The organism is Streptococcus infantis (assembly GCF_047463275.1).
Lineage (GTDB): Bacteria > Bacillota > Bacilli > Lactobacillales > Streptococcaceae > Streptococcus > Streptococcus infantis_AF.
On the sequence record NZ_JASHEE010000003.1, the window covers coordinates 239720 to 264914 of the forward strand.

Sequence of the window (25195 nt, forward strand, 5' to 3'; positions counted from 1 at the left end):
CGACCTTTTCGAAAGAGAGGTCGATTTTTTATTTTTTAAAAATCTTCACCATTTAGTGAGCGAAACTTCGCCACTATTGAGCCAAATTTTTTCACCAGTAGCTAATTGGATCTGTAGTTGACCCTGGTCAGAGATATCACAAGCTTTTCCTGAGATGATTTCTTGATCTTTCTTAAAGGAAATTTCTTTGCCTAAAACAATTGATTGTTTTTTATAAAGGTAAAGCAGCTCATCGGCATCTGTTTCGTAGAAACATCTCCAAATTTCAGCAATCAATTCATTGCGAGTAATGGGACTGCTTTGAGAAAAGAGACTTCCAGCTTTTCCTTGTAGGTCTTTTGGAAAATCAGCGATAGAAAAGTTGATACCAACACCAATAATAACATCTGTGACAAGGCCTGTTTCGACAGAAGTGATGGCTTCGGTTAGAATACCGGCTATTTTTTTCTGATTTAGGTATAAATCATTTACCCATTTGATATCTAAATCAATTAGACAAAGGTTTTTAACAGCCTTATAAATTGCTGCTGCAGTCAGGAGTGTATAGGCCGGTAGATCTAGATAAGAGAGATTGGGCTTGAGGTGGAGAGACATGTAAATTCCACCTTGTTCTGGAGAATAGTAGGGGCGTTGAAATCGACCACGTCCCATAGTTTGGCTTGTTGATAGGTAGAGTGTGTCTCCTTTGGCACCAGCTTCCATGGCCTCCTTGGCATCACTCTGGGTTGATTTGGTGATAGGTTTAAATTGAACTGAGATTGGGCTGTTAGCTTCTATTTCTTGAGGTAAGATTAGGTCACCGTGAAGAAGTTTGTAGCCACGGTTTTTGATGCTGTCAATTTCTAAACCTTCCTGCTGGAGGCGCTGGATAGCCTTCCAAACAGAGGTGCGAGAGAGGTTTAATATTTCAGCGATTTTCTCTCCGCTTAAATAATCTGTTTCATGAGCTAAGATTTTGTAAACTTCTTGGTAGGATTTCATACTAGGTCCTTTCTGGAACAACTAGATTTATTGTACCATATTTTTAAAAAAGGATGCGCGCTTTGAGAGATATCTTAGCTCGCTATAAAGTTTTACCTAGTTTTAGTCAGGATGCCATGGACAAAGTGGTTTTCAAATCATTTGAAAAATGGTAAAATGTTTTAATAGTTTATTTATCTGAGCTTTATAGCGCAGAGAGAAAGGATCTGTTGTGAAATCAATAGGTATCATTGAAAAATTAAAAGGCTTATCCAAGCAAGAGCTAGTCTTACTAGCTGTTATTCTAAGTATTTTCTTGCCTTTTTATATTTTCGTTATTATTTTTATCGCCTACTTAATAGGTCTAATATTTACAGGAGAGATGAAGGGGATATTAAAACGATTATCCCACCATTCTATCTTACTTTTATTTATCGGCTATAGTGGTGTTATCTCTCTTTTGGCTCAAAATGTGATGGGGATGGTTTCCACTTTAGGAATGTTCCTCTTTGCAATTTTCTTTTACTATTACCAAGCCCATTTAACCCCTAAGTTTTTCAGATTAGTATTGCAATCGGTTATGTCGCTTAGTGTGCTAGCATCAGTTTTTGCAGCTTTAGAGCATTTTCAGATTGTAAAGAAATTTGATTATACTTTCTTATCACCAAAGATGCAGGTCTGGCATCAGAACCGTGCAGAGGTAGCCTTCTTTAATCCTAATTATTATGGGATTATCTGTTGCTTCTGTATTATGATTGGATTTTACCTAATTAGTACGACTCGATTGAGATGGTTGAGAATTTTCTCTCTCATTGCGATTTTTGCGAATTTGTTTGGCTTGAATTTCACCCAAAATAGAACAGCTTTTCCAGCCATTATCTTTGGTGCGATTATTTATCTTTTCACTACCATTAAGAACTGGCGTGCCTTCTGGCTCAGTATCGGAGTCTTTGGTGTTGGTTTAGCCTTTCTCTTCTCGAGTGATTTGGGAGTTCGAATGGGAACGCTCGATTCGTCTATGGAAGAACGAGTGTCGATCTGGAATGCAGGTATGACCTTATTCAAACAAAATCCCTTCTGGGGAGAAGGTCCACTAACTTATATGCATTCCTATCCCCGTATTTTTGCTCCTTATCACGAACATGCTCATAGTATATACATTGATACGATATTGAGTTACGGTGTGGTAGGAACGGTATTGTTAGGAATAGCTTCTTCTGGTCCAATTCGAATGTTGATTGATATGAGTCAGGAGCCGAGCAAGCGTCCAATTGTTGGTCTTTATCTTTCATTCTTAACAGTAGTTGCTGTGCATGGAATTTTTGATTTAGCCCTCTTTTGGATTCAATCCTCCTTCATTTTCCTTTTAGTAATGTGTAGTTTACCATTAAAACATAGTATGATTGGAGAATTTGTTGAATAAACAAAAAGATAGTAGAAATGAGATTTTCTACTATCTTTTTTATTATTGAATAGCTTGAAGTAAGTCTTCAGCTTGTTTTTCTAGAGAAGCAGCAACGCTATCTTCAAGGACTAATTGACCATCTGCCCAGGCAGAATCATTAACACGGGCTGCGGTAAAATCACCAACAACCTGTGTACGGATAAACGGCAAGAGGTCTTTGTAAATCGCAAAGAGTTGATCGTGTCCAGCGTTAGCTACAGATGATACCGTAACAATCTTATCTTGAAGAGCAGATGCTCCACGAGTGTTAGACAAGTCAATGGCGCGTGAAAGCCAATCTAGTAAGTTTTTTACAGTCCCTGGAATTGAGAAATTGTAGACTGGAGAGAAGATCCAGATGGCATCAGCAGCTTGAACAGCTTCGCGAGCCGCTGTAACAGCTGGAAGTGTAGGAACTTCAAGGTCTTGGCTAAAGAGAGGAATGGCTGAGTAGTCAAGGTAACTTACCTCGGCTTTGCCAGCAAGTGCCTTTTCAGCTTCTAGTGCCATTTGGTGGTTGAATGAACCTTCACGAAGTGAACCAACGATAAACAATACTTTTTTAGACATAGGGAGTCTCCTTTTAATTTTAATCTTTTAATCAGAACCACTCTGTTGTTATAATATATGTTACAACACGATAAAATCATTTGCAAGGGATATGCTCAGAAAATAAAATCAATAGAATCTAAGTTTTTAATTAAAAATGAAGACTGTAGAAAAGTCTATAAAAACACGGCTTGAAGTTATGTAATGATATCCTAAAAACGTATTGAAAATCCAGATTCCTCCCCTAACTTCACTTGTAATTCACTAGGATAGATGGTAAAATAGACGAGTGAAAAAGAGACAGAAAAAAGAAAAAAATTCCCTATTATTTCAGTACATTATTGGTATAATTTTGTTAACTCTAGTCATCACTTCTTCCTTTCTCTACTTGGTATGGCTCAGCATGAAGCCTTATCAAACTGCAAAGGTTGAAGGTGAGAGACTCGCTAAGCAGTATGCAAATCTAGAAACGGTTAGCCAGATTGATATCTTCAATGGTTTAGAAAGCTATTATAGTGTTCTTGGCCAAGATAAGAACCAGAAACCAGTTGCTGTCTTAATAGAGAAAAGTAGCAACAATATTTACGTATATCAACTAGAAAATGGTACTTCTCGAGAAAAAGCAGAAGCAGTTGTCAGAGAAAAAGGAGCAACTGAGATCGACAAGATTACCTTCGGACGGTACGCTGAAAAGCCTGTCTGGGAAATCAAGTCTGGAGGAGACTATTATCTAGTAGATTTTGAATCTGGCGCCTTAGTCGAAAAGGAGAAACAATGAAATTATCCAAACGTGTCTTAGAGATGGAAGAAAGCGTTACTCTGGCTAGTGATGCAAGAGCAAAGAAGTTAAAAGCTGAAGGAAAAGACGTTCTTTTCTTGACTTTAGGTCAGCCCGATTTTCATACTCCTGAAAATATTCAGGATGCTGCGGTTGCAGCCATTCGAGATGGTCGCGCGTCTTTCTATACGGTAGCTTCAGGTTTGCCTGAGTTAAAAGCAGCAGTCAATACCTATTTTGAACGTTACTATGGGTATTCTGTATCAGCTAACGAGGTGACTTTTGCGACTGGTGCCAAGTTTTCCCTTTATACTTTCTTTATGGCTGTTATCAACCCTGGAGATGAGGTAATCATTCCTACTCCTTACTGGGTCAGCTATGGGGATCAGGTTAAGATGGCAGAAGGTCTTCCAGTATTTGTCCAAGCCAAGGAAGACAATCACTTTAAAGTAACTGTGGAGCAATTAGAAGCTGTTCGCACAGGTAAGACCAAAGTCTTGGTTCTTAACTCACCATCTAATCCTACCGGTATGATCTATTCTCGTGAGGAACTCTTGGCCATCGGAAATTGGGCTGTTGAACATGATATTCTTATCCTAGCAGATGATATTTATGGACGTCTGGTCTATAACGGGAATGAGTTCGTTCCAATCTCTAGTCTGTCAGAAGCTATTCGCAAACAAACCATTGTCATCAATGGAGTGTCTAAGGCCTACGCTATGACAGGATGGCGTGTTGGTTATGCAGTAGGTGATCCAGAAATCATTGCTGCTATGAGCAAATTGACTGGTCAAACAACTTCTAACCTAACCGCTGTTTCACAATACGCAACAATCGAAGCGCTAACTGGTTCACAAGACTCTGTAGAAACCATGCGTCAGGCTTTCGAGGAACGTCTCAATACCATTTATCCTCTCTTGTGCCAAGTCCCTGGCTTTGAAGTAGTCAAACCGCAAGGAGCTTTCTACCTCTTCCCAAATGTTAAAAAAGCTATGGAGATGAAAGGCTATACAGACGTAACAGCATTTACAACGGCTATTCTTGAGGAAGTTGGTCTGGCCCTGATTACAGGAGCAGGATTTGGAGCACCAGAGAATGTACGTCTCAGCTATGCGACAGACCTAGATACACTCAAAGAAGCTATTCGTCGCTTGCACCAATTTATGGAAAAATAAAAATAAGATCTTCGTCGTCTTGACGGAGATTTTTTTGGATATAACCTGAGATTTTTCTCTAATAGAATCTAGCTATCAGGCATTATTTGTGGTACAATAGTGGGTAATAATGTCTTTAGACAAGTTAAACAAAAAAAGGAAGATAAAACATGACAAAACGTGTAACAATTATCGAAGTAAAAGACTACGTTGGTCAAGAAGTCACTATTGGTGCTTGGGTTGCTAACAAGTCAGGAAAAGGAAAAATTGCCTTCTTGCAATTGCGTGACGGAACTGCCTTCTTCCAAGGTGTGGCTTTCAAACCAAACTTTATCGAGAAATTTGGTGAAGAAGTAGGTCTTGAAAAATTTGACACCATCAAACGTCTAAGCCAAGAAACTTCAGTCTTTGTAACAGGGATTGTTAAAGAAGACGAGCGCTCAAAATTTGGTTATGAGTTGGATATTACAGACATCGAAGTCATCGGTGAATCTCAAGATTACCCAATTACTCCAAAAGAACACGGAACTGACTTCTTGATGGATAACCGCCACTTGTGGTTGCGTTCACGTAAGCAAGTCGCTGTGATGCAAATCCGTAATGCCATCATCTACGCGACTTATGAGTTCTTTGACAAGAACGGCTTCATGAAATTTGATAGCCCAATTCTTTCAGGAAATGCTGCAGAAGACTCTACAGAACTTTTTGAAACAGACTACTTTGGAACACCAGCTTACTTGAGCCAATCAGGACAGCTTTATCTTGAAGCAGGTGCTATGGCCCTTGGTCGCGTCTTTGACTTTGGTCCAGTATTCCGTGCAGAGAAATCTAAGACTCGCCGTCACTTGACAGAGTTCTGGATGATGGATGCTGAGTATTCATACTTGACACACGATGAGTCACTTGACTTGCAAGAAGCTTATGTCAAAGCGTTGCTTCAAGGTGTTCTTGACCGTGCTCCTCAAGCCTTGGAAACCTTGGAACGTGACACAGAGCTCTTGAAACGCTACATTGCAGAGCCATTTAAACGAATCACTTACGATCAAGCCATTGACCTCTTGCAAGAGCATGAAAACGACGAAGATGCTGACTACGAACATCTTGAGCATGGAGATGACTTTGGTTCACCACACGAAACTTGGATTTCAAACCACTTTGGTGTCCCAACCTTCGTGATTAACTACCCAGCAGACATCAAGGCCTTCTACATGAAACCAGTTCCTGGGAACCCAGATCGCGTACTTTGTGCAGACTTGCTTGCGCCAGAAGGTTACGGAGAAATCATCGGTGGTTCCATGCGTGAGGAAAACTACGATGCCCTTGTCGCTAAGATGGAATCACTTGGAATGGATCGTACAGAGTACGAATTCTACCTTGACCTTCGTAAATATGGTACAGTCCCACACGGTGGATTTGGTATTGGTATCGAGCGTATGGTAACCTTCGCAGCTGGAACTAAACACATCCGTGAAGCTATTCCATTCCCACGTATGTTGCACCGTATCAAACCTTAATAACTATAAAAACGCCAGCTGGCGTTTTTACTTTAAATGAAAGAGGTGGAGAAAATGTAGGCAAATCTCAGTAAGTCTTTTAGAAACAATCATAATACATATTGAAAGAGAGAAAACAATGTTTAAAAGAACTTACAAAGGCAATATTCCACTCTTAGCAGGTCTGGAATTTACATCTTATTTTGGAATTACTAGTTTTTGGATTTTATTTTTCATTCAGAATGGTCTTTCCTTGCTTCAAATAGGTCTATTAGAGAGTATCTTTCATGGGACAAGTCTCTTATGTGAAATCCCATCTGGTATGTTGGCCGATCGATTTAGCTACAAGACCAATCTCTATTTGGCTCGCTTGGCCAGTATTGTGTCCTCTATCTTGATCTTGTTTGGCCAGGGAAATTTTTGGATCTATGCTCTTGCCATGATGGTCAGTGCTTGGTCTTACAATTTTGATTCGGGGACCAGCAATGCTTTCTTATATGATTCAGCAGTTGAAGCTGGTCAAAAGGACCGTTATCTTCAGATTTCTAGCTTTTTGTCTGGTGTGGCAGAAGTCACCCGAACCTTAGGTACAGTTGTGGCAGGCTTCTTTATTCACGGAGCATTGGCTTGGACCTATCTAATTGCTATTGGATTATCTTTTCTTTCTATAATCTTGATTTATTTTATGAAAGAACCAATGGCTAAGAGAGAAAAAAATGAAGCATTAACCTTTAAAATGATTGTCCTGCAAGTTCGAAAAGAATGGCATGAAAAGCCAGTACTCTTTTATTGGATGATGACTTATCAGCTAGTCGGAACACTCATGTGCATGTTTTACTTTTACTATCAGCAGAAAGTAAGTGACTTAGCAGGATGGCAGGTATCGCTGGTCATGCTGATTGGTAGTGGCTTAAATCTTATAGCAGTTTATGTAGCTAGTCAAATTGGTGAAAAATGGAATAGCAATCGAGTTTTTCCGACTCTTGTTGCACTAACGGGCTTAGCCTTGCTATTGGTGTTTTCTGGAACTCCCTTTGCTTTTCTTCTTGTCTATCTTTTAACCGATACACTCTATGCAGTTTATCAGCCAATCTATTTCAATGACTTACAAGGTTATTTACCGTCCAGTGTTAGAGCAACAATGCTTAGTATCAATTCCATGCTCTTTAGTCTTTCCATGATTGTCATTTTCCCACTGACAGGTTGGTTGATTGATCGTTGGGGTCTTGTAGCTGTCTTTTTAGTTCTAGGCCTTATCTTACTTTTAAGTTGTCCTATATTAATAATCGGTCTAAAAAGGATGGGCAAGCTATTAGATATGGACTTAATAACTGAATAAAGCATGAAACCCTATTTGCCCAAAGAAAGATCCTGTGGTACAATAGCAAGAAGAAAAGGAGAAGAGCATGATTGATGTAGAAGAAATTCTAAGCAAGATGAATCCCAATCAAAAAATCAACTATGACCGTGTTATGCAAAAGATGGTCCAAGTTTGGGAAAAAAATGAAGAGAGACCAACGATTCTCATGCACGTCTGTTGTGCTCCATGTAGCACTTACACTCTAGAGTATTTGACCAAATATGCAGATGTGACTATTTATTTTGCTAATTCAAATATTCATCCCAAAGCCGAGTATCACAAGCGTGCTTATGTAACCAAAAAGTTTGTCAGCGATTTTAATGAACGAACTGGTAACCATGTCCAATACCTAGAAGCACCTTATGAACCAAATGAATACCGTAAACTGGTTCGAGGTTTGGAAGAAGAACCTGAAGGTGGGGACCGTTGCAAGGTATGTTTTGACTATCGCTTGGACAAGACAGCGCAAGTGGCTATGGACTTAGGATTTGATTACTTTGGATCTGCCCTAACCATCAGCCCTCACAAAAATTCACAAACAATTAACAGTATTGGGATTGATGTGCAGAAAATCTACACCACTCACTATCTTCCGAGTGATTTTAAGAAAAATCAAGGTTATAAACGCTCTGTAGAAATGTGTGAAGAGTACGACATTTATCGCCAATGTTACTGTGGCTGTGTCTATGCAGCTCAAGCACAGAATATTGACTTGGTGCAGGTCAAGAAGGATGCGACAGCCTTTATGGTAGATAAGGATATCGAGAAAGATTATTCCCATATCAAATTTACTGTTACGAAGTTAGATATTTAAAGGAAAACCTGCCTCAAGGCAGGTTTTTGCTTATAAAAAAAACGAGGTCAGGATTTTGTTCCTGACCTCTGACAACTTTACCGATTCTTTAGTTCTACGTAGCGTTTGTACCAAATGTTGACATAGGCTTCTGAGAAGGGGCCTCGTTCATTGTTGATCCAATCAACAAGAATCTTAACATGTTCTTTCAAAATATAGTCTAAATCATCAGGATAATTCATCTTACGCTTGTGACGTTCATACTCTTCGACGTCCAAGAGGCGTTTCTCACCATCTGTAAAAACTTTAACATCTAAATCATAATCGATGTATTTTAAAGCTTCTTCGTCTAGATAATAAGGGCTAGCCATGTTGCAGTAGTAGGAAATCCCATTATCACGAATCATGGCAATGATATTAAACCAATATTTTTTGTGAAAGTAAACAATAGCCGGTTCTCGAGTTACCCAACGACGACCGTCACTTTCGGTAACAAGTGTGTGGTCGTTGACGCCGATAATAGCGTTCTCTGTTGTTTTTAGTACCATGGTGTCTCGCCAAGTACGGTGAAGACTCCCATCATGCTTATAACTTTGAATTGTAATAAAGTCGCCTTCTTTTGGAAGTTTCATAACTAACCAACTTTCTACAATTTGTAAGTTTATCGTTTACTATTGTATCACATTTTTGTTTAAAGTTCTTAGTTTTTCATGAAAAAATTAAAGATATTCTCTGAGAGCGCTGGCTATATCCGAAAAATCATAACCTTTTCTAGCTAAAACTTGGGTCAAACGTTGCTTAAGTTCGTATCCTTCATACTTACGCGAATATTTCCGATATTGCTTATCCAACTCTTTAAAGATTAGTTCCTGAACAGTTTCTTCATCGACCTGGTTATCTAGTTGATCAAAGGCTGTTTTAGCTTCCGAGTAGGAAAAACCTTTGTTGGTAAGATTTTGGATTATCTTATCTTGTAGAGCGCGAGCAGGCAATTTACCCTGATATTTTTTCAGTAGTTTTTCGGCTGTACGCTCTGCGACTTCCGTCAGATCAAATTCTTGTAAGACGTCTTGGATAACGACCTTAGCAACTCCTTTTTGAGAAATCTTTTGTATCAGCATGTAGCTTCCCTTGTCACCAGATAGCTGATTGGAGTTGATGATAGCATAAGCATATTGACGGTCATTGATCCAGTTGTCATCCTTGAGGGCTTGGATGACTTGTGGTATGATTTTCTCATCAATCTCATGTTTAACTAAATAGTCTCTGACTTCTTTTTCAGTACGGGCCTTGAAGGATAAGTGGTAGAGGGCCAGATTTTTTCCGTAGGAAAATTGTGCAAAGGTCTGAATTTCTGCAAATTCTTGAGGACTAATTTCCTTATCCTTGGTCAACATAAAGCGAACAATGGTATCCTCTGTAATATAGCAGGTTTGGTCGCTATCAAGTTCTAGCAGATAGAGATGTTTTTTCTTTTCTAGTTTTGTGATTTTCATGGTTTTCCTTTTATCCAAACGCTTCAAAGGCAGCAACGAGTCGAAGTTTGTTGCTATCAACCAGCTCTCTCCCGTAACAGTCAAGAAATAGTTCAGCGTATTTAGGGTCATGTAGGTTATAGTTGAGGGACCAAACTGTCCAAAAGAGATCGATATGTCGGTCACTGAAATCAGCTAAGCCAAGGTCAATAAAGCAAGAGAAGTGGTCAGCATCTTTTAGAATAAAGTTCGGTAGACAGGCGTCCCCGTGAATAAAGGCATCTGTCTTTAAAAGGTGCCCATCTTCTCGAATGAGCTGGAAGGCCTCTTCGCGACTGCTAATCCGGAATTGGGGTAGGAGAGCCTTGGCATAGAACTCACCTTTTTCATAGTTTTTCAAGGCTCTGTCTTTATAGGCCTGTAAATGATTTTCTGATGGGAAATTTTGCGGATAAAAGCTGTGAAGTTTTTTAAGAGCCTCGGCCATGGTTCGGCAAATTTTATCTGGCTGATCTAAAAAAGCGAGAGCATCATGGCCAATAGCCTCTTTCGTCAGAAGGTAGTCTTTATTTGTAGATAGATAGTGGATGACTGGAGTTCCTATTCCTTCTTGTTCAAACAAACTTGCAATGCTAGCTTCTCGCTCTAATCTTCCCTTTTGATCTATTTTCAAATAGTAACCTGAATCAAGATAGAGAACCCTTGCGCCTGAATGAGAAGAGCTATCAGAAAGAGTTGCTCCCTCTATATAAGTTCGTAATTGCTCAGGAAAATCCAATGGGGAAAAATGAGATATCTTTGTATTCATGGTTTTATTGTAACATATTCTTAAACATTGAGAAACTACGTGGTATAATAGACTTATGAGTCTTAAAGTCAAACAAAAAATTCCATTAAAAATTAAGCGTATGGGGATTAACGGGGAAGGTATCGGATTTTTCCAGAAAACCCTTGTTTTTGTTCCTGGAGCTCTCAAGGGAGAAGATATCTATTGTCAGGTGACTTCCGTTAAGCGTAACTACGTTGAGGCTAAACTCCTTGAGGTCAATAAAAAATCTAAGTTTCGAGTGGTACCAGACTGCACCATTTATAATGAGTGTGGTGGCTGTCAAATCATGCATCTGCATTATGACAAGCAGCTGGAGTTCAAGACGGATCTTCTCCATCAAGCTCTGAAAAAATTTGCACCTGCAGGCTATGAAAACTTTGAAATCAGACCAACTATTGGTATGCAGGAACCCAAGTATTATCGAGCTAAACTACAATTCCAAACTCGAAAGTTTAAGGGCCAGGTCAAGGCAGGATTATATGCTCAAAATTCGCATTATTTGGTCGAGTTAAAGGACTGCCTAGTTCAAGATAAGGAGACACAAGCAATTGCTAATCGCATTGCTGAACTCTTGACCTATCATCAAATTCCGATTACAGATGAACGGAAAATTCTGGGTGTTCGGACCATCATGGTTCGTCGCGCACGGAAAACTGGGCAAGTTCAGATTATCATTGTGACCAATCGTCAATTAAATCTGACTCAATTTGTGAAAGATTTAGTCAAGGATTATCCTGAAGTAGTGACTGTCGCAGTCAATACAAATACCGCTAAAACTAGTGAGATTTATGGGGACAAGACAGAGATTATTTGGGGACAGGATAGTATTCGTGAGGGTGTATTAGACTATGAGTTTTCTCTCTCACCACGAGCTTTTTACCAACTCAATCCTGAACAGACTGAAATCCTCTATAGTGAAGCCGTTAAGGCCTTGGACGTAAATGAGAATGACCATCTGATTGATGCCTATTGTGGTGTTGGTACTATTGGCTTTGCCTTTGCCAAAAAAGTTAAAAGTCTGAGAGGGATGGATATTATTCCAGAAGCTATTGAGGATGCCAAAGAAAATGCCCAGCGCATGGGTTATACCAATACTCACTATGAGGCTGGAACTGCAGAAGAAATCATCCCTCGTTGGTACAAGGAAGGCTATCGTGCCGATGCCTTGATTGTAGACCCGCCTCGTACCGGTTTAGATGACAAACTCTTAGATACTATCGTCAAATACGCTCCTGAAAAGATGGTCTACATTTCCTGCAATGTATCTACCCTGGCGCGTGATTTAGTCAGATTGATGGAGGTCTATGACCTGCATTATATCCAGTCGGTTGATATGTTTCCGCACACGGCTAGGACAGAAGCAGTGGTCAAATTAACCAGGAAAAAGCTAGACTCTAAATAGAATTGACGACTGGAAAGTATTTGAAAAGAAGACTTCTAGTTACAGAGTAAGATTTGCAAGCTCCCTATATTTATGATAAAATAAGTAGAAAATAAAATGAAAAAAGAGGTATGTGAAATGTCACGTAAACCATTTATCGCTGGTAACTGGAAAATGAACAAAAACCCAGAAGAAGCAAAAGCATTCGTTGAAGCTGTAGCATCAAAACTTCCTTCATCAGACCTTGTTGAAGCTGGGATTGCTGTACCTGCTCTTGACTTGACAACTGTTCTTGCTGCTGCTAAAGGTTCAAACCTTAAAGTTGCTGCTCAAAACTGCTACTTTGAAAATGCTGGTGCTTTCACTGGTGAAACTAGCCCACAAGTTTTGAAAGAAATCGGTACTGACTATGTTGTAATCGGTCACTCAGAACGCCGTGACTACTTCCACGAAACAGATGAAGACATCAACAAAAAAGCAAAAGCAATCTTTGCGAACGGTATGCTTCCAATTATCTGTTGTGGTGAGTCTCTTGAAACATACGAAGCAGGAAAAGCTGCTGAATTCGTAGGTGCTCAAGTTTCAGCTGCTCTTGCAGGATTGACTGCAGAACAAGTAGCTTCATCAGTTATCGCTTATGAGCCAATCTGGGCTATCGGTACTGGTAAATCAGCTTCACAAGACGATGCACAAAAAATGTGTAAAGTTGTTCGTGACGTTGTAGCAGCTGACTTTGGTCAAGAAGTAGCTGATAAAGTACGTGTTCAATACGGTGGTTCAGTGAAACCTGAAAACGTTGCAGAATACATGGCTTGTCCAGACGTTGACGGAGCTCTTGTTGGTGGTGCATCACTTGATCCAGAAAGCTTCTTGGCATTGCTTGACTTTGTAAAATAAGCCTCAAATATCAGAGACAGACAGTTCCCTTTCAAGAGGTCAAGACTGCCTGTCTTCTTTTTAGTAAAAAGGCGTGCGAAAGCACGCTCTTTTCTGCATTTTATACTCAATGAAAATCAAAGAGCAAACTAGGAAGCTAGCCGCAGGCTGTACTTGAGTACGGCAAGGTGAGGCTGACGTGGTTTGAATTTGATTTTCGAAGAGTATTAGAAGAAAAAGAAAGGAGAATCATGCTGTATATTTGGTCTTATCTCAAACGTTATCCCAAGTGGTTAGTGTTAGACTTCTTTGGAGCTATTTTCTTTGTGATTGTCAATCTTGGGCTACCGACTGTTCTTGCTCGCATGATTGACCAGGGAATCAACCAAGGTGACCAGGATAAACTCTATTTTTGGGCTGTCGTAATGTTGATTATTATCGTCTTGGGGACATTTGGGCGGGTTGTTCTATCCTATGCTGCTAGTAAACTGACCACCAATATGGTTAAGGACATGCGAAATGATGTTTATGCTAAATTACAAGAGTATTCTCATCACGAATATGAACAAATTGGTGTTTCTTCACTAGTTACTCGTATTACCAGTGATGCCTTTGTCCTTATGCAGTTTGCAGAGCAGACGCTTAAGTTGGGTGTTATCACTCCCATGATGATGCTGTCGAGTATTCTCATGATTTTCTTAACTAGTCCCTCACTAGCCTGGATTGTCGCTTTTTCCGTTCCTTTCCTAGCTGTAGTAGTCCTTTATGTAGCGGTCAAAACGCGCCCCTTATCTGAAAAACAACAGAAAACACTGGACAAGATAAACCAATATGTCCGTGAAAATTTGATGGGCTTGCGAGTGATTCGTGCCTTTGCTCGTGAAGATTTCCAAGAAAAACGTTTTGAAGAGAAAAATGCAATCTATGCGGATAATTCAAATCGCTTGTTCAAATTGACTGGTTTGACAGAACCGCTTTTTGTGCAGATCATTATTGCCATGATTGTGGCTATCGTTTGGTTTGCCCTTGATCCACTGAAGCATGGAAATTTGCAGATTGGGGATTTGGTGGCCTTCATCGAGTATAGTTTCCACGCTCTCTTGTCCTTCCTTTTCTTGTCAAACCTCTTTACCATGTATCCACGTACGGCTGTGTCTAGTGAGCGTCTGAAGGAAATCATGGACATGCCCATTTCCATTGATCCAAATGAGGATGGAATTCAAGAAACAGAAACTCATGGATATCTAGAATTTGATAATGTGACCTTTGCCTATCCTGGGGAAACAGAAAGCCCTGTTTTGCATAATATTTCCTTCACTGCTAAACCAGGAGAAACCATTGCATTTATCGGTTCAACTGGGTCAGGTAAGTCTACTCTGGTTCAATTGATTCCTCGATTCTACGATGTTACTCTAGGAAAAATCAAGGTCGATGGTGTAGATGTCCGAGATTACCGTCTCAAATCACTCTGTCAAAAGATTGGATTTATTCCACAAAAGGCCTTGCTTTTTACTGGGACTATCGCAGACAATCTCCGTTACGGGAAAGAGGATGCCAGTCATGAGGACTTGCACCAAGCAGCTGATGTAGCCCAAGCCAAAGACTTTATCGAAAGTCGAGAAGAAGGTTTTGCAACGCATCTGGCCGAAGGCGGAAGCAACCTCTCAGGTGGTCAGAAACAACGTTTATCGATTGCACGCGCAGTCATCAAGGGTCCAGATATCTACATCTTTGACGATTCCTTCTCAGCCTTGGATTACCGTACAGATGCTATCTTACGCCGTCGTCTCAAGGAAGTGACTCAAGATGCTACGGTATTGATTGTTGCGCAACGTGTTGGAACCATCATGGATGCGGACCAGATTATCGTCCTTGATAAGGGCGAAATCGTTGGTCGTGGACGTCATGAAGAATTGATGGAAACTAATGACATCTATCGAGAAATTGCTGAGTCGCAGCTAAAAAATGCGTCTCTGACAGAAGAATAGGAGGTAAAGGATGAAACAACAATCTAGTCTAGCTCGTCTATGGAGCTATTTAAAAGCCTACCGTTTTTCTGTTTTCTTTGCAGTCTTCTTGAAAATAGTCAGCGTCGTTATGAGTGTTATCGAGCCTTTCGTATTGGGACTTGCTATCACTGAGTTAACCAGCAACCTCCTTGCCATGGCAAATGGTGTTGCAGGAGCGGGTATCAATACCAGCTATATCGCAGTAATTCTAGTGATTTATCTCTTGCGTGGTCTTCTCTATGAGTTGGGTTCTTATTACTCAAATTACTTTATGACCAATGCGGTGCAGTCTATGGTACAGGATTTGCGAAATGAAATGAGTGAAAAAATCAATCGTATTCCTGTGTCTTACTTTGATAAGCACCAGTTTGGAGATTTGCTAGGTCGTTTTACAAGTGACGTTGAAACTGTTTCGAACGCACTACAACAATCTTTCTTACAGATTGTTAATGCAGTCTTTACCATTCTTTTTGTTATGGGAATGGTCCTCTATCTCAATCTTCAGTTGGCTATCGTCGTCATTTTATCGATTCCAGTGACTTATTTTGGAGCTAAAACGATTCTAAATCGTTCGCAGCCATACTTTAAACAGCAGGCAGCTATATTGGGACGTATGAATGGATTTGTACAGGAAAACTTGACAGGTTTCAATGTTCTAAAACTTTTCGGACGTGAAGAAAACTCTCAAGAGAGATTTGAAAAGATTACGGATGAATTGCAACAAGTCGGATTTAAGGCGAGCTTTATTTCAGGATTGATGATGCCTGCTCTTCATATCGTGTCTGATTTAACCTATCTGATTGTTGCAGTATTAGGTGGATTGCAGGTTATTGCAGGGCGTTTGACGATTGGTAATATGCAAGCTTTCGTTCAGTATGTGTGGCAAGTCAGTCAGCCAATCCAAAATATCACTCAATTAGCTGGGCAAATGCAAAGTGCTAAGTCTTCGCTTGACCGTGTCTTTGAAGTTTTGGATGAACAAGAAGAAGTCCAAACTACAGAAGTAAGAGACTTGGCACCATTGACAGGTCAAGTTAGCTTCAAGAATGTTGATTTCCAATATGTGGAAAATAAACCATTGATTCGCAATTTTAACTTAGATGTTGAACCTGGAGAGATGGTGGCTATCGTTGGACCTACTGGAGCTGGTAAAACAACTTTGATTAACCTTCTCATGCGTTTTTACGATGTGACAGCTGGTGCTATTTTAGTGGATGGCCAAGACATACGTGATCTGTCGCGTCAGGACTATCGTCGACAGTTTGGGATGGTCCTACAGGATGCCTGGCTCTATGAAGGTAGTATCAAGGAAAATCTTCGCTTTGGAAATCTTGAAGCAACAGATGAGGAAATCGTTGAAGCAACTAAGGCTGCCAATGTAGACCACTTTATCCGTACTCTTCCTGGTGGTTACAACATGGAGATGAACCAAGAGTCAAGTAATATTTCTCTTGGTCAGAAGCAGTTGTTAACTATCGCGCGTGCTCTCTTAGCAGATCCAAAAATTCTAATCCTTGACGAAGCGACCTCATCGGTCGATACACGTCTAGAACTCTTGATTCAAAAGGCCATGAAGCGTTTGATGAAAGGGAGAACAAGCTTTGTTATCGCCCATAGACTTTCGACTATTCAGGAAGCTGATAAGATTTTGGTACTTAAAGATGGACAGATAATTGAACAGGGAAATCATGAAAGTCTTTTGGCTGCGAAAGGATTTTATTATGATCTTTATCAAAGTCAATTCTCTAATAAAAACAGCGAAAATAACTAAAAAACATCTGCTCATTTTCTTAAATTATCAGTCAATTACAACTTTTTTAATATGGGTTAATTTTCTTGCTTTTGTCTACTAGGAGTAGTATACTAAAATAGTAATCAATAAATATGGTTACAAAAATAATATTATGAGGTGAGAAAAATGGTAGAATTGAAAAAAGATGCATTAAAAGACGTAACAACATTATCTAAGACAGCTCCTGAAACGCTAGTAAAAACGAAAGAAGTCTTGAATCAAGCCGTAGCAGACTTGTATGTAGCGCATATCGCTCTTCATCAAGTACACTGGTATATGCGTGGACGTGGATTCATGGTATGGCATCCTAAGATGGATGAATACATGGATAGTCTAGATGCTTACCTTGATGAAATCAGCGAACGCTTGATTACACTTGGTGGCAAACCATACTCTACTTTGACAGAATTCCTTCAACACAGTGAAATCGAAGAAGGAGTTGGAGAATTCCGTAACGTAGAAGAAAGTTTGGAACGTGTCCTTGAAATTTATCGTTACCTTATCACTCTTTTCCAAAAAGCTTTGGATGTAACTGATGAAGAAGGTGATGATGTAACCAATGATATCTTCGTTGGTGCTAAGGCAGATCTTGAAAAAACAGTCTGGATGCTTGCAGCAGAATTAGGACAAGCACCTGGTTTGTAAGATACTGCATTTTTCTAAAAATCCGTAGAAGTTTTCTACGGATTTTTTCTATTCAAGAGGGCATTCCAAAACAGTCTTTTTTTAAGATTTTTGATAAAATAGAACTATCAATAAAAAGGATGAAAGCATGACAAAAAAAATCGTAGCCATCTGGGCTCAAGATGAAAAGGGTGTAATCGGAAAAGAGGAACGCTTACCTTGGCATTTGCCAGCAGAGTTAAAACATTTTAAAGAAACAACCTTGAATCATGCCATTTTAATGGGTCGTGTAACCTTTGATGGGATGGGTCGACGATTGCTTCCAGGACGTGAAACCTTGATTTTGACGCGCAATCCCGAAGAAGCAATCGATGGTGCTCTGGTCTTTCAAAATGTCGAGGATGTTTTAGACTGGTATCATCATCAGGCTAAGAATCTCTATATCATTGGTGGCAAGCAGATTTTTCAGCTTTTTGAACCTTATCTCGATGAGATTATTGTGACACAAATTCATGCTCAAGTTGAAGGGGATACCTATTTCCCAGAAGATTTTGACTTGACTGTTTTTGAGACTGTTGCAAGCAAATCTTATTCCAAAGATGAGAAAAATATTTATGATTTTACCATCGAATATAGAAAGAGAAAGGAAGTCTAATGGAGCGTAGTATTTTTGGATTTTTTACAGCTCTTTTGTGTGCTGTCTGTCTTGTAGCTGGAACACACGCTTTTCGTAAAAAGCGCTTTGGACTTGCTACTCTACTTTGGCTTAATGCTTTTACAAATTTGGTGAATAGCATTCATGCTTTTTATATGACCTTATTTTAGATAGAATGAATAGTTAGAACGGAAGGGAATCATGTCTACAAATAGGAAAAATGATATGATGGTTTATTGCTCATTTTGTGGCAAAAGCCAAGAAGAAGTTAAAAAAATAATTGCTGGGAACAATGCCTTTATCTGTAATGAATGTGTGGAGTTGGCTCAGGAAATTATTCGTGAGGAGTTGGCTGAGGAAGTTTTGGCGGACTTGTCTGAGGTACCAAAACCAATCGAACTCCTAAACATTTTGAACCACTATGTGATCGGTCAAGATCGTGCCAAACGTGCTTTGGCAGTGGCTGTATATAACCACTACAAACGCATCAATTTCCATGATACTCGTGAAGAGACTGAAGATGTTGATTTGCAAAAGTCAAACATTCTAATGATTGGCCCAACTGGATCAGGGAAGACTTTCCTTGCTCAAACTCTTGCTAGAAGTTTGAATGTACCATTTGCCATTGCAGATGCAACAGCTCTTACTGAAGCTGGTTATGTGGGTGAGGACGTTGAAAATATCCTCCTCAAACTCTTGCAGGCAGCTGACTTTAACATTGAACGAGCAGAGCGTGGAATTATCTACGTAGATGAGATTGACAAGATTGCCAAGAAGAGCGAGAATGTTTCTATTACACGTGATGTTTCTGGTGAAGGTGTGCAACAAGCCCTCCTCAAGATTATCGAAGGTACAGTAGCAAGTGTTCCTCCACAAGGTGGACGCAAACATCCACAACAAGAAATGATTCAAGTAGATACCAAGAATATCCTCTTCATCGTGGGTGGTGCCTTCGATGGAATCGAAGAAATTGTCAAACAGCGTCTTGGTGAAAAAGTTATCGGTTTCGGACAAAATAACAAGGCTATTGACGAAAACAGCTCTTACATGCAAGAAATCATTGCAGAAGATATTCAGAAATTCGGTATTATTCCTGAATTAATTGGACGCTTGCCTGTCTTTGCAGCCTTGGAGCAGTTGACAGTAGATGACTTGGTTCGCATTTTGAAAGAGCCAAGAAATGCCTTGGTTAAACAATACCAGACCTTGCTTTCATATGACGATGTAGAGCTTGAATTTGACGATGAGGCTCTCCAAGAGATTGCTAACAAAGCTATCGAACGTAAGACTGGTGCCCGTGGTCTTCGCTCTATCATCGAAGAAACTATGTTAGACATCATGTTTGAAGTACCAAGTCAAGAAGATGTGAAAACAGTACGTATCACAAAAGAAGCAGTCGATGGAACGGATAAGCCGATCCTCGAAACAGCCTAGAGGTGATTATGGAAATCAATACACACAATGCAGAGATTTTACTGAGTGCTGCCAACAAATCTCACTATCCGCAGGATGAACTTCCTGAAATTGCTCTTGCAGGACGCTCAAATGTTGGTAAATCGAGCTTTATCAATACCATGCTCAATCGAAAAAATCTAGCTCGTACCTCTGGAAAACCAGGAAAAACACAACTACTAAATTTCTTTAATATTGATGATAAGATGCGTTTTGTAGATGTGCCTGGTTACGGTTATGCCCGTGTGTCCAAAAAGGAACGCGAAAAATGGGGACGCATGATTGAGGAGTACTTAACCACTCGAGAAAATCTTCGAGCAGTGGTTAGTCTCGTTGACCTTCGTCATGATCCGTCAGCAGATGATGTACAGATGTACGAATTTCTTAAATATTATGAGATTCCTGTTATCATTGTGGCTACCAAAGCTGATAAGATTCCACGTGGCAAGTGGAATAAGCACGAATCAGCCATTAAAAAGAAATTGAACTTTGATCCAAGTGATGACTTTATCCTCTTTTCATCCGTAACAAAAGCAGGAATGGACCAGGCTTGGGATGCTATTTTAGAAAAATTGTGAGGAATACATATGGCAAAAACAATTCATACAGATAAAGCTCCAAAGGCAATCGGACCTTATGTTCAAGGAAAAATCGTTGGGAACCTTTTGTTTGCTAGCGGTCAAGTTCCTCTATCTCCTGAAACTGGAGAAATCGTAGGAGAAACGATTCAAGAACAGACTGAACAAGTCTTGAAAAACATTGGAGCTATTTTGGCAGAAGCAGGCACAGATTTTGACCATGTTGTTAAAACAACTTGTTTCTTGAGTGATATGAACGACTTTGTTCCTTTTAATGAGGTTTACCAAACAGCCTTTAATAGGGAGTTTCCAGCTCGTTCAGCTGTGGAAGTAGCTCGTCTTCCTCGCGATGTAAAAGTCGAAATTGAAGTCATCGCAGAGATTGGATAAGCGAGTTGAAGTTTGGTTCTTCCAAACTTCTTTTGATATAAGGAGACTATGATGACAATGAAACAACTTCACCTGGTGATTGTAACAGGGATGAGTGGTGCAGGGAAAACTGTAGCCATTCAATCCTTTGAAGATTTAGGATATTTTACCATTGATAATATGCCACCAGCTCTATTGCCAAAGTTTTTGCAGTTGGTAGAGACCAAGGATGACGACCACAAGTTAGCCCTAGTGGTGGATATGCGAAGCCGTTCTTTCTTCTCAGAGATTCAGGCTGTCTTGGATGAATTGGAAAATCAAGATGATTTGGACTTCAAAATCCTCTTTTTGGATGCAGCTGATAAGGAATTGGTGGCACGTTATAAGGAAACTAGAAGAAGTCACCCTCTTGCAGCAGATGGTCGTATCTTGGATGGTATCAAGCTGGAACGCGAACTCTTGGCTCCATTAAAAAATATGAGTCAAAACGTGGTTGACACAACAGAGTTAACTCCTCGTGAACTTCGCAAGACTATTGCAGAGCAATTTTCGGACCAAGAACAAACGCAGTCCTTCCGTATTGAGGTCATGTCCTTCGGTTTTAAATATGGCATTCCAATTGATGCAGATTTGGTATTTGATGTTCGTTTCTTGCCAAACCCTTACTATCTGCCAGAACTTCGTAATCAGACAGGTGAAGATCAGGCAGTTTATGACTATGTCATGAACCATGAGGAATCTGAAGATTTCTACCGTCATTTATTAGCCTTGGTTGAACCAATCCTACCAGGCTATAAAAAAGAAGGCAAATCAGTCTTAACTATTGCGATTGGTTGTACAGGTGGCCAACACCGAAGTGTTGCTTTTGCCAAGCGTTTAGCGAATGACCTATCTAAAAGTTGGCTTGTAAATGAAAGTCATCGTGATAAAGACCGAAGAAAGGAAACGGTAAACCGTTCATGAGAAAACCCAAAATTACGGTGATTGGTGGAGGAACCGGAATACCTGTTATTTTAAATAGTCTACGGGAAAAAGACGTCGAAATTGCAGCCATAGTAACCGTTGCGGATGATGGTGGTTCTTCAGGTGAATTGCGTAAGAATATTCAACAGTTGACACCTCCAGGGGATTTACGTAATGTCCTTGTGGCCATGTCAGATATGCCTAAGTTTTATGAGAAAGTATTTCAGTATCGCTTTTCTGATGAGGCAGGCGCTTTTGCTGGTCATCCACTGGGGAACATTATTATTGCAGGATTATCTGAGATGCAGGGTTCGACCTATAATGCCATGCAATTACTGAGTAAATTCTTCCATACTACAGGGAAGATTTTCCCATCAAGTGACCATCCATTGACACTCCATGCTGTCTTTAAAGATGGATCAGAAGTTGCTGGGGAAAGTCACATTGCAGATCATCCAGGTATGATTGACCATGTCTATGTGACAAACACTCTAGACGATGAGAAACCGCAGGCTAGCCGTCGTGTTGTCAATACCATTCTTGGTAGTGATATGATCGTCTTGGGTCCAGGCTCCCTCTTTACTTCGATTTTACCTAATATCGTCATCGAAGAAATCGGTCAGGCACTTCTGGAAACTAAGGCAGAGGTTGCCTATGTCTGCAATATTATGACTCAACGTGGAGAAACGGAGCATTTCTCAGATAGTGATCACGTAGCAGTCTTGCATCGTCATTTGGGCCGTCCATTTATCGATACTGTCCTTGTTAATATCGAAAAGGTTCCGAGGGACTATATGGATACCAACCGTTTTGATGAGTATTTGGTGCAGGTTGAGCATGATTTTGAAGGTTTGCGTAAGCAAGTCCCACGTGTCATTTCATCCAACTTTCTACGCTTGGAAAATGGGGGAGCTTTTCACGATGGTGATTTAATCGTAGATGAGCTCATGCGTATCATACAGGTGAGAAAATGAGTTTTACAGTAGCAGTAAAAGAAGAAATTTTAAGTCAGCATCACCTGAGTCGTCATGAATTGTCAGCTATTATCAAGATGTCTGGTAGTATTGGTTTATCGAGCTCTGGTTTGACCTTGTCCGTCATTACAGAAAATGCTAAATTGGCCCGTCATCTCTATGAATCTTTCTTGCACTTTTATGGCATCAAGTCTGAGATTCGTCACCACCAGAGAAGTAATCTACGGAAAAATCGCGTCTATACTGTTTTTACAGATGAGCGAGTCCAAGAACTTTTAGCAGATTTGCGTTTGGCCGATTCTTTCTTTGGCTTGGAAACAGGGATTGATCCAGAGATTTTAGGAGATGAGGAAGCTGGACGTGCCTATCTCTGTGGAGCCTTTTTGGCAAATGGGAGCATCAGAGACCCCGAGTCAGGCAAGTATCAGTTAGAAATAAGTTCTGTTTATCTGGACCACGCCCAAGGGATTGCTTCGCTCTTGCAGCAGTTCTTGCTAGATGCAAAGGTTATCGAACGAAAAAAAGGCGCGGTGACCTATCTTCAGCGAGCAGAAGATATTATGGATTTCCTGATTTTAGTGGGAGCCATGGAGGCGAGAGATACTTTTGAAGGCGTCAAGATTCTTCGAGAAACTCGGAATGATCTCAATCGTGCTAATAATGCAGAGACAGCAAATATCGCTCGTACGGTTTCTGCGAGTATGAAAACTATCAACAATATCAGTAAAATCAAAGATAGAATTGGCTTGGATAATCTTCCAGCAGATTTGCAGGAAGTAGCGCATTTGCGTATCCAACATCCGGACTACTCTATCCAGCAATTGGCAGACAGTTTGACAAATCCACTCACCAAAAGTGGTGTCAATCATCGACTGAGAAAGATTAATAAAATTGCAGATGAGCTATAGATAGGTACAATAGAAAATGACTAATCTTTATAATAAGTTGAATGAGCGTATATATGATAATTGCAAGATGTATTATGATAAGTACTTAGAGCAAGATGAGTTGACTAATGAACAATCTGGGATTATGGGTGGACTATATCAGTCATTAAACATCGTTGCAAACGAATATCTTATCAACAACGAAAATGAAAACTCAAAATATAGAGATTTGCTCAATAAAATTGAAAAGTTGTTAGGAATAGCGTAAAAATACCCTCTTTTTACCATATATAATGAAATCATAAGTATAAAATGCTTGTGATTTTTTTGTTTGAAAGGAGGGTGAAAATTATCTAGAGATGGGATTAAAAATTTAAAACCAGTTACAGAACGAAGCAAAGATTAAATAAGAGCTATTAGCTCAAAAGGAGGCAAAGCGTCTAGCGTAGCTAGAAGAGAAAAAGCTGATCTAAAAAAGCATTTGAAACCCTCTTATCTTTGGATGTGACGTATAGTAAAATCAAGAAACAACTTGAAGAAATGGGTATGGCTGGCAACAATGAGGCGTTATTAGCCTTTGCAACCTTTCAGTAAGCGGTAAAAAGCAATCAGAAAGCGACTGAGAACATAATCAAGCTGACCCATACTAAAGATAAATACGATATACAAGAGCAGACAGAGAGAATCAAAGCGCTCAAGAACTATAAAACCACGAATCCTAAGATTCGTGGTTCTTTTCTTATAAACTTGTTGAGTGTTTTGGTTGTACTTTTTGTTGAGGGTCGATGTAGTTAATGGCGTTGTTGACAGCAGTTGGTGCTTCACCAAGACCTGTTGCAATCAAGTCAATCTTACCATCGTAGTAGCAGCAGTCACCGATAGCGTAAATTCCAGCTTGGCTTGACTCCTGCTTGCTATTGACGATAATCTTATGGCGATTCAATTCTAATCCCCAGTTTTTAAGATTACCAACTGATGATTTGAAGCCATAGTTGACAAAGAGGTGGTCCAACTCAATGGTTTCAGTCTCATCGGATTTGACTTTTGTGATTTCAAGCTTGTCAAGAGTTTTTCCATCTCCAAGAAGTTGACTTGGCACAAATGGTGTTTTGATGCTAACAGATGATTCTTGAAGGGCTTGGACACTATGTTCGAGCGCACGGAAGTTGTCTCGACGGTGAACAAGTGTAGTTGGGGCAATCTTTTCAAAAGCTAAGGCCCAGTCCACAGCAGAGTCTCCTCCACCCAGGATGGTTACTTTCTTGCCAGCATATTGTTGAATGTTAGAAACGTGATAATGGATATTTTCATAACCATCAACACCATCTAATTCAAGTGGACGTGGTTTAAAAGCACCACCACCCATAGCGATAATGACAGCTTTGCTACTATGACTGCCTTTAGTAGTTGTTATCTTAAAAACATCATTCTCTTTTTCAATTTCAAGAACAGTTTCGTTGAGGTGTGCTGGTGTATCAAAACCTTCTAATTGTTCTAACAAGCGATTAGTTAATTCTTCACCAGTGAGATTTGGGAAACCTGGGACATCAAGAATTTGTTTTTCAGGATAAAGAATGGCAGGTTGGCCACCTAATTGAGGAAGAGAGTCAATGATTTGTACTTTAGTTTGACGTAAATTTGCATAAAAGGCTGCGAAAAGACCAACTGGGCCACCCCCTATGATGGTAATATCAAATAGTTCAGACATGGTTTCTCCTTATTTCATTTTTATCATTTTATTCTATCATATTTTCTACTAATTTAAAATGAGGTAGGGGGGAGAAAATTTCCATTAAAAAT

The 25195-nt window shown here is 39.9% G+C and carries 26 protein-coding genes and 1 pseudogene; 21 read left to right on the plus strand and 6 right to left on the minus strand.

Annotated elements, in window-relative coordinates; all coding sequences use genetic code 11:
- Positions 1-45: 45 nt before the first annotated feature.
- Positions 46-981 carry a bifunctional biotin--[acetyl-CoA-carboxylase] ligase/biotin operon repressor BirA gene (gene birA / locus QM923_RS05845; protein ID WP_414291195.1) on the minus strand — a complete coding sequence of 312 codons (936 nt, stop codon included), beginning with the start codon at positions 979-981 and terminating at the stop codon, positions 46-48.
- 211 nt (positions 982-1192) lie between these two features.
- On the opposite strand from birA, the gene QM923_RS05850 reads away from it, so the two are divergent.
- Positions 1193-2383 (plus strand): O-antigen ligase family protein, encoded by a 1191-nt coding sequence (locus QM923_RS05850; RefSeq protein WP_004252136.1) that lies wholly within the window; start codon positions 1193-1195, stop codon positions 2381-2383.
- Between the two features lie 42 nt (positions 2384-2425).
- Here the strand turns inward: QM923_RS05850 and QM923_RS05855 are convergent, their stop codons facing one another.
- Positions 2426-2974: an NADPH-dependent FMN reductase gene (locus QM923_RS05855; protein WP_414291196.1), complete on the minus strand. Its 549-nt coding sequence runs from the start codon at positions 2972-2974 to the stop codon at positions 2426-2428.
- A gap of 268 nt (positions 2975-3242) precedes the next feature.
- On the opposite strand from QM923_RS05855, the gene QM923_RS05860 reads away from it, so the two are divergent.
- The 5 genes from QM923_RS05860 to QM923_RS05880 all read left to right on the plus strand — a co-directional run bounded on the left by QM923_RS05860 (position 3243) and on the right by QM923_RS05880 (position 8552).
- Entirely contained in the window at positions 3243-3731 is a 489-nt protein-coding gene (locus QM923_RS05860) for a cell wall elongation regulator TseB-like domain-containing protein (RefSeq protein WP_414291197.1), read from the plus strand.
- Positions 3728-4906 (plus strand): pyridoxal phosphate-dependent aminotransferase, encoded by a 1179-nt coding sequence (locus QM923_RS05865; RefSeq protein WP_414291198.1) that lies wholly within the window; start codon positions 3728-3730, stop codon positions 4904-4906. The genes QM923_RS05860 and QM923_RS05865 overlap by 4 nt, the downstream gene beginning before the upstream one ends.
- A 149-nt stretch (positions 4907-5055) precedes the next feature.
- Positions 5056-6399, plus strand: coding sequence for an asparagine--tRNA ligase (gene asnS, locus QM923_RS05870; RefSeq protein ID WP_414291199.1), 1344 nt, complete (start codon positions 5056-5058; stop codon positions 6397-6399).
- 118 nt (positions 6400-6517) lie between these two features.
- Positions 6518-7717, plus strand: a complete 1200-nt coding sequence (locus QM923_RS05875) for an MFS transporter (RefSeq protein WP_414291200.1) — start codon at positions 6518-6520, stop codon at positions 7715-7717.
- A 67-nt stretch (positions 7718-7784) separates the two neighbouring features.
- Positions 7785-8552, plus strand: coding sequence for an epoxyqueuosine reductase QueH (locus QM923_RS05880; protein ID WP_254724449.1), 768 nt, complete (start codon positions 7785-7787; stop codon positions 8550-8552).
- A 77-nt stretch (positions 8553-8629) separates the two neighbouring features.
- Here the strand turns inward: QM923_RS05880 and ntdP are convergent, their stop codons facing one another.
- From ntdP to QM923_RS05895, 3 genes are all read right to left on the minus strand, one after another.
- Positions 8630-9163 carry a nucleoside tri-diphosphate phosphatase gene (ntdP, locus tag QM923_RS05885; RefSeq protein WP_004252157.1) on the minus strand — a complete coding sequence of 178 codons (534 nt, stop codon included), beginning with the start codon at positions 9161-9163 and terminating at the stop codon, positions 8630-8632.
- A gap of 87 nt (positions 9164-9250) precedes the next feature.
- Entirely contained in the window at positions 9251-10027 is a 777-nt protein-coding gene (recX, locus tag QM923_RS05890; RefSeq protein WP_254724448.1) for a recombination regulator RecX, read from the minus strand.
- 10 nt (positions 10028-10037) lie between these two features.
- On the minus strand, positions 10038-10814 hold the full coding sequence (locus QM923_RS05895) for an aminoglycoside 3'-phosphotransferase (RefSeq protein ID WP_254724447.1): 777 nt from the start codon (positions 10812-10814) through the stop codon (positions 10038-10040).
- 55 nt (positions 10815-10869) lie between these two features.
- Here QM923_RS05895 and rlmD point away from each other — a divergent pair, with 55 nt between their 5' ends.
- From rlmD to QM923_RS05970, 15 genes and pseudogenes are all read left to right on the plus strand, one after another.
- Complete coding sequence (gene rlmD, locus QM923_RS05900; protein WP_414291201.1) at positions 10870-12237, plus strand: 23S rRNA (uracil(1939)-C(5))-methyltransferase RlmD; 1368 nt, start codon at positions 10870-10872, stop codon at positions 12235-12237.
- Positions 12238-12354: 117 nt separating this feature from the next.
- The gene (tpiA, locus tag QM923_RS05905) at positions 12355-13113 is read left to right on the plus strand and encodes a triose-phosphate isomerase (RefSeq protein ID WP_045614233.1); all 759 of its coding nucleotides are present in this window, start codon (positions 12355-12357) and stop codon (positions 13111-13113) included.
- Positions 13114-13343: 230 nt separating this feature from the next.
- A complete protein-coding gene (locus tag QM923_RS05910) occupies positions 13344-15080 on the plus strand; it encodes an ABC transporter ATP-binding protein (protein ID WP_414291202.1) in 1737 nt (578 codons plus the stop codon).
- Positions 15081-15090: 10 nt separating this feature from the next.
- Positions 15091-16872: an ABC transporter ATP-binding protein gene (locus QM923_RS05915; RefSeq protein WP_414291203.1), complete on the plus strand. Its 1782-nt coding sequence runs from the start codon at positions 15091-15093 to the stop codon at positions 16870-16872.
- Positions 16873-17019: 147 nt separating this feature from the next.
- A complete protein-coding gene (locus tag QM923_RS05920; RefSeq protein ID WP_223333507.1) occupies positions 17020-17538 on the plus strand; it encodes a Dps family protein in 519 nt (172 codons plus the stop codon).
- A gap of 127 nt (positions 17539-17665) precedes the next feature.
- Positions 17666-18172 carry a dihydrofolate reductase gene (locus tag QM923_RS05925; RefSeq protein WP_414291204.1) on the plus strand — a complete coding sequence of 169 codons (507 nt, stop codon included), beginning with the start codon at positions 17666-17668 and terminating at the stop codon, positions 18170-18172.
- Complete coding sequence (locus QM923_RS05930; protein ID WP_000442255.1) at positions 18172-18342, plus strand: hypothetical protein; 171 nt, start codon at positions 18172-18174, stop codon at positions 18340-18342. Before QM923_RS05925 ends, QM923_RS05930 begins: the two co-directional genes overlap by 1 nt.
- 31 nt (positions 18343-18373) lie before the next feature.
- Positions 18374-19606: an ATP-dependent Clp protease ATP-binding subunit ClpX gene (gene clpX / locus QM923_RS05935; protein ID WP_414291205.1), complete on the plus strand. Its 1233-nt coding sequence runs from the start codon at positions 18374-18376 to the stop codon at positions 19604-19606.
- 8 nt (positions 19607-19614) lie between these two features.
- Complete coding sequence (yihA, locus tag QM923_RS05940) at positions 19615-20202, plus strand: ribosome biogenesis GTP-binding protein YihA/YsxC (protein WP_049494688.1); 588 nt, start codon at positions 19615-19617, stop codon at positions 20200-20202.
- Between the two features lie 9 nt (positions 20203-20211).
- On the plus strand, positions 20212-20592 hold the full coding sequence (locus QM923_RS05945; RefSeq protein WP_075229888.1) for a RidA family protein: 381 nt from the start codon (positions 20212-20214) through the stop codon (positions 20590-20592).
- A gap of 51 nt (positions 20593-20643) precedes the next feature.
- Positions 20644-21534, plus strand: a complete 891-nt coding sequence (gene rapZ, locus QM923_RS05950; protein WP_414291206.1) for an RNase adapter RapZ — start codon at positions 20644-20646, stop codon at positions 21532-21534.
- On the plus strand, positions 21531-22508 hold the full coding sequence (locus QM923_RS05955; RefSeq protein WP_414291207.1) for a YvcK family protein: 978 nt from the start codon (positions 21531-21533) through the stop codon (positions 22506-22508). The genes rapZ and QM923_RS05955 overlap by 4 nt, the downstream gene beginning before the upstream one ends.
- The gene (gene whiA, locus QM923_RS05960; RefSeq protein WP_006148037.1) at positions 22505-23416 is read left to right on the plus strand and encodes a DNA-binding protein WhiA; all 912 of its coding nucleotides are present in this window, start codon (positions 22505-22507) and stop codon (positions 23414-23416) included. Before QM923_RS05955 ends, whiA begins: the two co-directional genes overlap by 4 nt.
- A gap of 16 nt (positions 23417-23432) precedes the next feature.
- The gene (locus QM923_RS05965; RefSeq protein WP_414291208.1) at positions 23433-23663 is read left to right on the plus strand and encodes a hypothetical protein; all 231 of its coding nucleotides are present in this window, start codon (positions 23433-23435) and stop codon (positions 23661-23663) included.
- A 138-nt stretch (positions 23664-23801) separates the two neighbouring features.
- Positions 23802-24094 (plus strand): annotated as a pseudogene (locus tag QM923_RS05970) (stress-induced protein); the annotation flags it as partial.
- A gap of 40 nt (positions 24095-24134) precedes the next feature.
- Here the strand turns inward: QM923_RS05970 and QM923_RS05975 are convergent.
- Positions 24135-25103, minus strand: a complete 969-nt coding sequence (locus tag QM923_RS05975) for an NAD(P)/FAD-dependent oxidoreductase (protein WP_414291209.1) — start codon at positions 25101-25103, stop codon at positions 24135-24137.
- Positions 25104-25195 lie beyond the last annotated feature (92 nt).